Source organism: Rhodopirellula sp. JB055 (assembly GCF_043100905.1).
Classification (GTDB): domain Bacteria; phylum Planctomycetota; class Planctomycetia; order Pirellulales; family Pirellulaceae; genus Rhodopirellula.
Map to the genome: position 1 here is coordinate 1 of NZ_JBICHO010000069.1, position 12,186 is coordinate 12,186.

At 57.5% G+C, this 12,186-nt stretch carries 7 protein-coding genes; 6 read left to right on the forward strand and 1 reads right to left on the reverse strand.

Annotated features, from left to right (window positions below; genetic code table 11):
- Nucleotides 1-151: 151 nt before the first annotated feature.
- Nucleotides 152-2,389: a threonine--tRNA ligase gene (thrS, locus tag ACF8AM_RS02730; protein ID WP_392554163.1), complete on the reverse strand. Its 2,238-nt coding sequence runs from the start codon at nt 2,387-2,389 to the stop codon at nt 152-154.
- A 311-nt stretch (nt 2,390-2,700) separates the two neighbouring features.
- Between thrS and ACF8AM_RS02735 the strand changes: the two genes are divergently transcribed.
- The 6 genes from ACF8AM_RS02735 to ACF8AM_RS02760 all read left to right on the forward strand — a co-directional run bounded on the left by ACF8AM_RS02735 (nt 2,701) and on the right by ACF8AM_RS02760 (nt 12,063).
- Complete coding sequence (locus tag ACF8AM_RS02735; RefSeq protein WP_392554169.1) at nt 2,701-5,205, forward strand: DUF1553 domain-containing protein; 2,505 nt, start codon at nt 2,701-2,703, stop codon at nt 5,203-5,205.
- A gap of 59 nt (nt 5,206-5,264) precedes the next feature.
- A complete protein-coding gene (locus ACF8AM_RS02740) occupies nt 5,265-6,758 on the forward strand; it encodes a DUF1501 domain-containing protein (RefSeq protein ID WP_392554164.1) in 1,494 nt (497 codons plus the stop codon).
- Nucleotides 6,759-6,819: 61 nt separating this feature from the next.
- Nucleotides 6,820-7,872: an exonuclease domain-containing protein gene (locus ACF8AM_RS02745; protein WP_392554165.1), complete on the forward strand. Its 1,053-nt coding sequence runs from the start codon at nt 6,820-6,822 to the stop codon at nt 7,870-7,872.
- Between the two features lie 590 nt (nt 7,873-8,462).
- On the forward strand, nt 8,463-10,133 hold the full coding sequence (locus ACF8AM_RS02750) for a DUF1549 domain-containing protein (RefSeq protein WP_392554166.1): 1,671 nt from the start codon (nt 8,463-8,465) through the stop codon (nt 10,131-10,133).
- A gap of 120 nt (nt 10,134-10,253) precedes the next feature.
- Nucleotides 10,254-11,522, forward strand: a complete 1,269-nt coding sequence (locus ACF8AM_RS02755) for a DUF1501 domain-containing protein (RefSeq protein ID WP_392554167.1) — start codon at nt 10,254-10,256, stop codon at nt 11,520-11,522.
- A gap of 19 nt (nt 11,523-11,541) precedes the next feature.
- The gene (locus tag ACF8AM_RS02760; protein WP_392554168.1) at nt 11,542-12,063 is read left to right on the forward strand and encodes an RNA polymerase sigma factor; all 522 of its coding nucleotides are present in this window, start codon (nt 11,542-11,544) and stop codon (nt 12,061-12,063) included.
- The last annotated feature ends 123 nt before the right edge of the window (nt 12,064-12,186 follow it).

Consider the following 12,186-nt stretch of genomic DNA (forward strand, 5'->3'; position numbering starts at 1 on the left):
GCATCCAAGCCTCCGCCTCGCTCTGGCAAGCCATCGCATCTGCTTGAGAAGTCTCGACAGAGCTTACGCTTCAATCAATTCGTCACCTCTCCCCCAACAAAGTTGGAGGAGAGGTGACACCGCGCTTGGGAAGTCCTTCAACAGCAGTCGATCAATAATCGGTCGCGGCACCGCCAGATTCGGCGATCGACACGGTGCTGCCTTTAACAGCCTGACGAACCTGACGCGTCTCGACTTCTTTTTGCAGACGCGCGATCGCTTCCTTGATCGGCATCGATCCGAGGTCGCCTTCGATTCGGTCACGCAGCGCAACCTGTCCCGATTCGGCTTCCTTCGGCCCCACGACGGCCATGTAGTTGACCAAGTCGATCTGGGCGTTGCGAATCTTGGCTTGGACCTTTCCGTCAGATGCATCGACGGTGACTTTGAACCCGGCTTCGTCGAATTGCTTGGCCACCGCCGTCGCGTATTCAACGGACTTGTCCGACAAAGGCAACACGCGAATTTGCTCAGGCGACAACCACATCGGAAACGCACCGGCAAAGTGCTCGATCAACATCCCGGTGAATCGTTCCAGCGAACCAAACGGTGCGCGGTGGATCATCACCGGACGGTGCGTCGCGTTGTCGTTGCCTTTGTATTCCAGCTTGAAGCGTTCGGGCAGATTGTAATCCAACTGCACCGTTCCCAACTGCCAGGAACGACCAATGCAATCACGCACCATGAAGTCCGCCTTCGGACCATAGAACGCTGCTTCACCGGGCTCTTCGTTGAATGACAAACCGGATTGCTCCAGCACACCTCGCAGAGCGCCTTCGGCGTGATCCCAATTCTCTTCGCTGCCGACGTACTTGCTGCTATCCGGATCCCGCAGCGACAACTGCACGCGGTAATCATCCAGCCCAACGGACTCGAGCACGAACTTGGTCAACTCGATCGTTGCCCGAAATTCCTCTTCGACTTGATCCGCGGTGCAGAAGATGTGCGCGTCATCTTGCGTCAGCCCACGCACCCGCATCATCCCGTTCAGTTCGCCAGTTTGCTCGTGGCGATAAACGGTTCCGAACTCGAACAACCGCAACGGCAACTGACGATACGACCGCGGTTGGGCAGCAAAAATCTGACAGTGGTGCGGGCAGTTCATTGGCTTGAGCAGATATCGTTCGTTGTTCAATTGCCATCGATGCAGCACGTCCTTCTTCGCGTCGTTGGATGCCGACGGTTTGTACTCTGGCAATTTGACACCGAACACTTCCGCCGCGGCGATCAACTTGTCTTCGTCGTCCTTCGACAAATCATCTTTGTCCAGACGAGTGCTCCACGCGTCGAGCAACCCACCCACTTCGCTACCGAACAACGGAGCAAACTGGCTGTCGCGATAGTATGGGAAGTGACCGCTGGTTTCGTACATTTCCACACGGCCGATGTGCGGGCTGTAGACCGGGTCGTAACCACGTGAAAGCAATTCGCGACGCAAGAAGTCTTCCAACGTGACGCGCACGCGGGCTCCCTTGGGCAACCACAGGCACAACCCTTGGCCGACTTCGGGATTGATTGCGAACAAGCCGTGTTGTTTGCCGAGCACGCGGTGGTCGCGGCGTTTGGCTTCTTCGAGCTGTTCGAGGTAGCTGTTCAGTTCTTTCTTGTCAAAGAACGCGGTGCCGTAGACCCGTTGCAACTGACGTCCCGAGGCATCCCCTTTCCAATACGCACCGGCAACACTCAACAGTTTGATCGCTTTGATCATTCCCGCATGAGGGATGTGAGGCCCGCGGCAAAGGTCGACGAACTCGCCTTGGCGATAGAAGCTGACCGTAGCTTGGTCACCCAAACCGGTTTCGATGTGTTCGACCTTCAGGTCTTGATCGAGGTCATCGCAAAGCTTGCGGGCTTCATCACGCTCCAGCACAAAGCGTTCGAACGGTTCCTTGGCTTTGATGATCTTTTTGATTTCCGCTTCGATCTTTGGAAAATCATCTTCACTGATTTTTTCCGGCATATCGAAGTCGTAGTAGAAACCGCCCGAGGTGGTCGGGCCAAACGCCAACGAGACACCTTTGTAAACCCGCATGATCGCTCGAGCCATCACGTGGGCCGCCGAGTGACGCAGGACATCCAGCGCTGATTCGTCACGCGTGGTCAGCAAACGAAGCGGAACCACGTTTTCATCATCAGCGATCTCGCCGAGAGGACGGAACGAATCGACAATCGTGCCGTCCACCTCAGCCGCCACGACGCTGCGGGCAAGGCCTTCGCTGATCTCTTTCGCGACGTCCATCGCGGTGGCGTCAGCGGGTTGGGTTTTCAGCGAACCGTCCGGCAATCGGACTTGAACTTCAGCGGCCTGGGACGACGAGGAAGCGGAAGTGGAGGGGGAATGAGAGGACATCGGAAAATTTTCTTTCGAAACAAGGATGGGTCGCGAGATACGAAGTCGCGAATCGACTGCCAAGAATAGCGGTTCAGGGGGGGACAGCAGAAGTTCAGTTCGAGTTCGCCATGGATTTCACGCCCCATTCGGCGTCAAAAACGCGTGAAACGCGCCGCGACCAAGCAAAGTCGCGACAATCCTTCGCACTTCGCGACGTAGACAGCTCCATTCAGTTGCGATGACTCGGTAGGTGAACCAAAATGGAGCCCGCCCTCCCAATTCGCTCCTCCACCCCCCCGGCCTCGCGAATGCCTGCGTCCTTTTCCCCCGTGGTTTCCACCGCGGCGAGTCCGATTTCGCTCGGTTTCGGCGTTCTCACGCTCTTTCTCGCTTGGATCCTGCCGGCAAACGCAGAGGAGGTTTCGTTTCAAGAAGACGTGCGTCCGATCCTCTCGAACCACTGCTTCGCTTGCCACGGCCCCGACGAAAACAACAACGCCGCGGGATTCCGGCTGGACGTCGAGGGAGAAGCTGACCTGGACGAGGTCCTGGTCCGGATCGAGTCCGAAGATCCCGACTCGATCATGCCGCCACCGGACATGCACAAACCGCTGAAGCCGCAGCAGATCGCGGTTCTGAAACAATGGATCGAACAAGGGGCACCCTACGAAGCCCACTGGGCATTCGTGGCCCCGGCGGCGCCGGCCTTGCCCGAGTCACTGGACGCGGAATGGACCGCCCCGATCGATCGCTTTGTGCGATCCAAAATGGAATCCCAAGGGCTGACGCCACGCCCCCGAGCCGATCGCCGAACGCTGATCCGTCGCCTGTCACTGGACCTGACCGGGCTGCCGCCCACCGCTGATGAAATCGATGCGTTCCTGAACGACGATTCCGAATCCGCCTACCAAGACCTGGTGGATCGCCTGATTGCCAAACCTGCGTTCGGCGAGCACATGGCGCGTTACTGGTTGGACCTCGTTCGGTTCGCTGACACCAACGGGATGCACCACGACCACTACCGCGAGATGACACCGTATCGTGACTGGGTGATTCGGTCGTTCAACGAAAACCTGCCCTTTGACCAATTCATCGTCGATCAAATCGCCGGCGACCTGCATCCCGATCCCAGCATCGATCAATTGATCGCATCGGGTTTCAATCGATTGCACTTGATCATCGACCGCGGGACCGCCTTGCCCGAAGAGAGCTTCGTCAAGAATGTCGTTGACCGAGTTTCCGCGGTCGGCACAGCGTTCATGGGCCTGACCCTGCAGTGTGCCGTTTGCCACGACCACAAGTACGACCCAATCTCGCAGAAAGATTTTTTCTCGCTGTACGCGTTCTTCAACAACTTCGATGGCGGCCCAGAAACGGGCGGGCGCCGCGGCACCGATTTTCAACGCGGACTGCAACCGCCGTACATCGAATTTCCGACGGAAGAACAATCCAAAACGCTGGCACGCTTGAACGCAGAGATCGCTCGCCTGCAAACGGAAGCGAAAGACCTGCAACCCAAACCGGAACCCGACAAACAAGCTCCCGATGCTTCCAAACTTGACGCTCTCGCTGGGAGGGTCGAGCAAAGCGAGGGGAGGGCCGCGCCAGTATTATCACCGGAACAGCGCAAGCAAAAACTGCAACAGGTTCAAACCGCGATCGCGAAATTGAACAAAGAACGCGACAGCGTCTTGGTTAACGTGCCCGCAACCTTGGTGATGAAAGAACGAGCGGAAATTCGCCCGGCCCACATTCTGATTCGCGGTGCCTACGATGCCCCCGGAGAAGTCGTCACTCGTAACACGCCCTCGTTCCTCCCGCCGCTGCCAGACGCCAACGATCCTAAAACGCCAAGAACACGCATGGACTTGGCTCGCTGGATGGTCGATCCATCCAACCCACTGACCGCTCGCGTCGCCGTCAATCGTTTTTGGCAGCAACTGTTTGGCGTCGGGTTGGTCAAAACCTCCGAAGACTTTGGCGCTCAAGGACAACTGCCATCCCATCCCAAGCTGCTTGATCATTTGGCCATCGACTTCATCGATTCCGGCTGGGATGTGCAAGGCTTGATGCGTTCCCTCGTCAACACTCGGACTTATCAGCAGTCCTCCATCGCGCCGTCGGAGTCATACGCGGCCGACCCGCAAAACCGCTTGCTCGCTCGGGGTTCCCGATACCGACTCGATGCCGAAGTCATTCGCGATCAGGTGCTTTCCGTCTGCGGGCTGCTCAGCCCCACGATGTACGGGAAAAGCGTCAAACCACCACAACCCGAAGGATTGTGGAAGATCGTTGCGATGCCAACTTCGTATCCCAATAGCTACGTGCCCGATTCGGGCGAGAATACCGTCCGGCGCAGCGTGTACACGTTTTGGAAACGTGGTCTGCCACCGCCACAAATGACGATTTTCGACGCCCCGAATCGAGACAGTTGCATCGCCCGACGCGAACGCACCAACACGCCGCTGCAGGCACTCATGATGATGAACGAGCCTCAGTTCTTCAGCGCATCCACGACGCTCGCCAAACGATTGCTCGATGATGAAACGTTGAATGCCGAAGACGGCGACCAACAAAAACGCCTGGCCGCTGCCTACGAAACCATCACTTCGCGACCGCCAACCGATGCGGCTCTCGAATCGTTGTCGCGATCGCTCGAGACCTTTCAATCGCTGTATGAATCTCAACCGGCTGAGGCCACCGCCCTCGTGCAACGATGCACGGATCCGGCTGTCCAAGCCGCGACGTCCGCCCCCGACCAAGTCCGCTTGGCCGCATGGACCATGGTGGTCCATTCCATCTTGAATCTGGATTGTGTTCGAACACGGGAATGACGTCTCGCTTCCCATCCACCCGCCGACCGAATTCGACCTGCCTCTCTATTGACCTTCCCATGAACGCCCCTCAAAACGCCGCTCTCCAAACGTTGGCCAACCTATCAGGTCGACGTCAATTCTTGCAGCAATCCGGCATGGGACTCGGAGCAGCCGCGCTAGGATCGATCGTCGCTCGTGCTCACGCCAACGAAGCCAAATCCATCGACAAGCCCGCCGCCGTGAAAGCCGGCGAGAAGGACGGCCTGCACTTTCCCGCCAAAGCCAAACGGGTCATCTTCCTGTTCATGGCGGGCGCCCCCAGCCAAATGGATTTGTTTGATTACAAACCCGAGCTTGCCAAGCAGTTCAAACAGCCGTTGCCGCCCAGCGTCAGCAACGGGCAACGCGTCACCGCGATGACTCGCGGCAAAGAGCAAATCATCGCGCCATCGATGTTCGAATTTTCGCGGCACGGTGAGAACGGGATCCATCTCAGCGAACTGCTCCCGCACCTCGGAACCGTGATCGATGACATTTGCCTGATTCGGTCGACGCACACGGATGCAATCAATCACGATCCCGGCAAAACGTTGTTCTGCACCGGATCGGAGATCCCCGGCAAAGCGAGCTTGGGTTCGTGGCTGAGCTACGGGCTGGGCCGAATGAACGAGAACCTGCCCGACTTCATCGTTCTCAACTCAGCCTTCTGGAGCGGCGACAAAGCCAACATCCAAGCTCTCTACAGTCGATTGTGGGGATCCGGTTACTTGCCATCCAAACACCAAGGCGTCTCGTTTCAACCCTCTGGCGATCCGGTTTTGTTCCTTTCCAATCCGCAAGGCGTGAACCGCGAAAGCCGGCAGAAAATGCTGGACCTGGTCACGGATCTCAACCGCCAGCACATGCAACAAATTGGTGATCCGGAAATCCTGACCACCATTGCTCAACAAGAGATGGCGTTTCGGATGCAGGCGTCGGTTCCGGAACTGACCGACCTGAGCCAAGAAACCGAAGACACGTTGTCGATGTACGGCCCCGAAGTTCACAAGAGCGGCTCGTTTGCACGCAACTGTTTGATGGCACGCCGAATGGTCGAGCGTGATGTTCGATTCGTGCAACTGTTCCATCGCGGCTGGGATCACCACTCGCACTTGCCCCCCAAAATTCGCGGTCAAGCCTACGATGTTGACCAACCGTGCGCCGCGCTGATTCGCGATTTGCGGCAACGTGGAATGCTCGATGACACCCTGGTCGTATTCGCGGGCGAGTTCGGACGCACGACGTATTGCCAAGGTAAACTGACGCACAAGGATTACGGTCGCGATCATCACCCCCGCTGCTTCACGACATGGATGGCCGGCGGTGGCGTCAAAGGCGGCATCGCCCACGGAGTCACTGACGACTTCAGCTACAACGTGGTTGAGAATCCCGTTCACGTGCGTGACTTCAACGCCACGATCCTGCATCAATTGGGAATCGATCACGAGCGATTGACGTTCCCATTCCTTGGACTCGACCAACGTTTGACTGGCGTGGAAGAAGCCCACGTCATCCACGACATTCTGGCCTGACGCATCCACCCATTTCGCGAAGGGTTTGACAAGGCAAAGCGAGCCGACTTAGAACTGCGTCATGGATTTCACCGCGATCGATTTTGAAACGGCAACGCGCCGTTCGGACAGTGCCTGCCAACTGGCGGCGGTTCGCGTTCGCGGCGGGGAGATCGTTGATTCAGTTTGTTGGCTGATTCGACCGCGGCCGTTTGTCTTTTCACCGGCCAACATCCAGATCCACGGCATCACGCCCGGGATGGTGCGTGACGAATCCGAATTTGGCGAGTTGTGGCCGGAGATCCAATCCACGCTGGGCGATGATTGCTTGATCGCTCACAACGCCAGCTTTGACCTCGGCGTGTTGATGGCTTGCTTGGAATCGCACGACCATCCCGTACCGGACATGCAGTACAGTTGCACGCGAGCGATCGCCCGCCGGACTTGGCCACAGCAACCTCGGTTCGGCTTGAAGCCTTTGTCCGATTGGCTGGGCATTCGTTTCCGCCACCACGACGCCCTCGAAGATTCCGTTGCCTGCGCCAAGATCGCTTTGGCGGCGGCAGAGGACACGGGCGCGACCAGCCTCGAAGAACTGGAATCGAAGCTTTCCCTTTCGCGAGGAACGGCTGGCGATTGGGGAAAGAAAGGCCCGACGACGCGACGTGCCTCCAGCAAACGCAGATCGTCCGCGCGACGCCCCTCCGCGCCAGCCTCCGCCGTCGCGATCGCTGGGTCAACGGCCGCGACCGCAACCCTGCCATCCCCCACGCACTCATCCACCCCGACGCGAACCTGGGGGACCAGCGACAGCGGAATGGACCTGCAGCGATTGATGATCCGCGCCGATTTCATCCGTCCGCTGGAAGGCCAAAAAGTCGTCTTCACGGGCGTGCTCAGCAAACTGCATCGGGAGGAAGCCGAATTGCTGACCTCTCGCTGCGGCGGAAAATGCCAATCCAGCGTTTCGCGAAAAACGGACTTGGTCGTCGTCGGCGAACTCGATTCGCGAACGATTCAGGCAGGGCGTACGATGAGCACCAAGGAAGCCGCCGCTCGGCAATTGGCTGACGAAGGCGTTGCTTTGAGAATCATGACGGAGCAAGAGTTCCTAGAAATGATCATCGCGATGTGAACATTCGTCCTAGCGGCTTGCTGTTTTGCTCGAGTTCACAAGCCAACGCGTGAGTTTTGAAGTTGCGCTTTCGCGTGAGGCATTGGTTTTTCATAACCCGACGCGTCAGCGAGGGACCGCATGCCATCGCAACGAACCGGTGGGTCCCTCGCTGCGGCGTCGGGTTGTGAGAAAGTCGGGTTTTGAGAAAAGCGCAACTTCAAAAAGCGTGAGCGAGGGACCCCGTTCCATTGCTGCGAGCCGGCAGGTCCCTCGCTCACCGGCGTGTTGTGAACTCGAGTGGAAGAACGCCCCCCCTCCGTGGCGGACAATACGAAGCAGAAACAGACCGCTCCACGTCCGATTGTGACGCCCCCCGCCCGGATCTCCTTGGTCACAATCCAGCTTGAATTGGCGAAAGAAGCCTGAATTGGATTAAAATGGAGGGTGGTTGTCAGCGGATGCTCAGCCTCCAGCGGGTACATATCCGCCGGGTGGGCGTTCTATTTTTGTCTCAAGCCGCTTCCAGCTCCGCCGGCTCATTCTTTTCTCATGATGGGTCGCGGTTGGGTTTTGCGTCGCACTTCTCGTCTAACTCCCAAAGCGTTTTCATGAAATCGATCGTTCTGTCCCTTTCCGGGCTGCTGATCGCGGGATCTCTCGCTTGTTCATCTTTGGCATCCCCTGCCGCGGCGGCCGATCCTGCTGCTCCGCCACAAGTGGCGATGATCAACGATGCGATTGAACAAGTCTGGCGAGACTTTTCGATCCGGCCCGCCTCAGAAGTTGACGATGCGACGTGGTGTCGCCGCGTTTACCTGGACGTCATCGGGCGAATCCCATCGCTCGAAGAATTGTCCGAATTCATGAGCGACCGCGATTCGAACAAACGCGCCGCGCTGGTCGACCGTTTGCTCAACGACGATCGTTACACCGAAGAGTACGCCAACCACTGGTCGACCGTTTGGACCAACCTGTTGATCGGTCGCAGCGGTGGCACCGACCGTCGTGACCTGACCAACCGAACCGGCATGCAGAAGTACCTCCGCGACAGCTTCGCGGGGAACAAAACCTACGATCAATTGGCTTATGAATTGGTCACCGCCGAAGGGTCCACCACGCCGGGCGAACCGAACTTCAACGGCGCGGTGAACTTTCTGGTCAACAAAGTCAATCAAGAAAAAGGCACGCTCGCGACCAGCAGCGTTTCGCGAATTTTCTTGGGACAGCAAGTCCAGTGCACACAGTGCCACAACCATCCGTTCAACCAATGGAAGCAACAGAAGTTCTGGGAGTTCAACGCGTTCTTCCGCCAGACCCGCGCTCTGCGCCGATTTGTGGATGGCACACGAGACATCAAATCAGCGGAACTGGTCAGCCAAGACTTTGCCGGGGAAGCCAACGACCCCGAGGACGCACTCGTCTTTTATGAGCTGCGAAACGGTTTGCAGAAGGTCGCTTACCCGGTCTTCACCGATGGCACTGAGATCGAAAAAAGTGGCTTTGTCGAAGACGTCAATCGTCGCGAAGAACTCGGACGATTGATGCTGCAAAGCGAGTACCTGGACAAGATGATCGTCAACCGAATGTGGTCGATGTTCCTTGGCTATGGCTTCACGCGTCCGATCGATGACTTGGGTCCACACAACCCATCGTCGCACCCCGAGTTGCTCGACAACCTTGGCAAAGAATTCCGAGCCAACAGTTACGACCTGAAGAAATTGATCACCTGGATCACGCTCAGCCGTCCTTACCAATTGGCATCGACGCTGAGTGCCAACAACGAGATCGACGATCCAACGATTGGTGAATCCCCAAAATTCTCGCGGTTCTACTTACGTCAAATGAGTGCGGAACAGCTCTACGCGTCGATGGTCACCGCCAGCAACGCGCAGTCCAAAGGCAGCTATGAACAACAGGAAGCCGAACGTCGTCGTTGGTTGTCGCAGTTTGTGGTCGCCTTTGGCAACGACGAAGGAACCGAAACAACCACCTTCAATGGTTCGATTCCGCAAGCGTTGATGTTGTTCAACGGCGATTTGACCAAGAACGCGATCAGTCTCGAAGCCGGCTCGTTCTTGGATCAACTCAGCAAATCCGGTCGTTCCCCCAAAGACCGAGTGACACGATTGTTCCTCAGCGGTCTGGCTCGCCGTCCCACCAAAAACGAAGTGTCGATCGCCAGCAAGTTGATGGTCGCTCGCAAAGGCAACGAGCCTGAAATGCTGCAAGACATGTGGTGGGCGATTCTCAACAGCAACGAATTCATCATGCAGCACTGACGCTGCACCGCACACCGTGAGAACTCGCCCTTCACCGCGAGTTCTCGTTTCCCAAACAACCCCGTGACGGTTTCGCACACCGCACTCGCACCGACCACCTTTTCTTTCCCGGAGTTCACCATGGATCTTTCCACCCCCAACGGCATGACGCGTCGCCACTTCATGAGCCACCTGGCTGGGTCATCCGCTGCGGCTGCCGCGGCATGGACTCTCGGTGGCAACATTGCCGCACAAGCCGATGAAATGCGGCGCAATCGCAAGTCCGCGATTTTGCTGTGGATGGGTGGCGGGCCGCCAACCATTGACATGTGGGACTTGAAACCGGGTGCTCCGACCGGCGGACCTTTCCGCCCGATCTCAACCACCGGCGAAGCTCAGATTTGTGAGCACATGCCGATGATTGCCCAGCAGATGAAACACCTGTCGGTCGTTCGCAGCATGTCGACCCGCGAAGCCGACCACAGCCGCGGCAGTTACTACATGCACACGGGCTACGTTCCCAATCCCAACATCGAGCACCCGAGCTACGGCAGCGTGATCGCTCACGAATTGATTGATCAACGTCCCGAATTGGAGATTCCTCCGTTCGTTTCGGTCGGTGGCGCGGGCGCCGGACCTGGCTTCCTCGGGATGGCTTGGTCGCCATTTTCCGTCACCAGCAACGGTCGCGTTCGCAACCTGAAAATGAACTTGGATGATCAACGGCTGCTGCAACGCATGGCGGCGCTCAATCTGATCGAAAACGGATTCGCCAAACGGACCCGTGACACGCCGGCGGCGGAACACGCCAAGGTGCTGGGCAAAACGTTGGACCTGATGACCAGCGAGCAAATGGAAGCGTTCCGCGTCGAGAAAGAACCCGATGAAGTCAAAGAACGCTACGGCACAGATAACTTCGGCCAAGGATGTCTGCTGGCTCGCCGTTTGGTCGAAGCTGGGGTGCCGTTCATCGAAGTCGACCTGGGCGGCTGGGACATGCACAACAACATTCACGCGACGCTGAAGGACAACAAGCTGCCCAACTTGGACCGAGCCATGAGTGCTCTGGTCGAGGATTTGGCTCAGCGAGAATTGCTGCAGGACACCGTCGTGATGTGGATGGGCGAATTCGGCCGGACACCTCGAATCAACGCCAACGCGGGCCGAGATCACTTTGCTCGGGCGTGGTCCTGCGTCGTCGGCGGAGCAGGAATCAAGGGCGGTTTGGCCGTTGGAGAGACCAATTCCGACGGAACTGCGGTTGAGACGGAACCCTATAGCAGCGAAGATCTGATGACGACGGTCTGCAAAGGCTTGGGAATTTCAACCGAAACCACCTTCACCAGTAACAACGGACGACCGATGAAAATTGCTGGCGGCGGAAAGCTCATTCGTGAATTGGTGGCCTGAGACCCAGGCCAATGGATGCGTGAGTGAACTTTCACCAGGTGAATTGGTTGTCCGCCACCAAGATGGAATTTGGCGGTATTTGCGACTGCTCGGATGTGACGCTGCCACGGCGGACGATTTGACGCAGGAGACGTTTCTGCGTGTACTTCGACGAGACAACTTCGTTCAACATTCAGACGAAGCCACCTCAGAATACTTGCGACGGACGGCCTACAACCTCCTCGTTTCCTATCACCGAAAGTTTGGACGGGTTCACCTTTCTGATTCACCTGAGTTGCTGGACGAGAGTTGGCAACGTTGGGCGGGCAAGGATTTGACAGGGAATGAAACCGTCGAGGCCCTCCGAGAATGCATGGAGAGCCTGACCGAACGTGCTCGTGACGCCTTGGCAATGCGTTTCGTTCACAACACACCTCGCGTGCAAATTGGGGAAAACCTCGGCATCTCCGACCACGGAGCCCGAAACCTGATGCAGCGAGCCAAAGCACAACTACGAGAGTGCGTGGAAGAAAAACTCCGCGCCGTTACCCAATCGTCATGAATATCAATCCCTCCCCCGCCGAACCGCACGAGGATCACCCTCGGAACGACGGCCCTGAATCTCAGGGACCGGATTCGCTGCGTGAGGACGCCATGCTGGACCTGCTCCTGCAGGAAGCTCTCG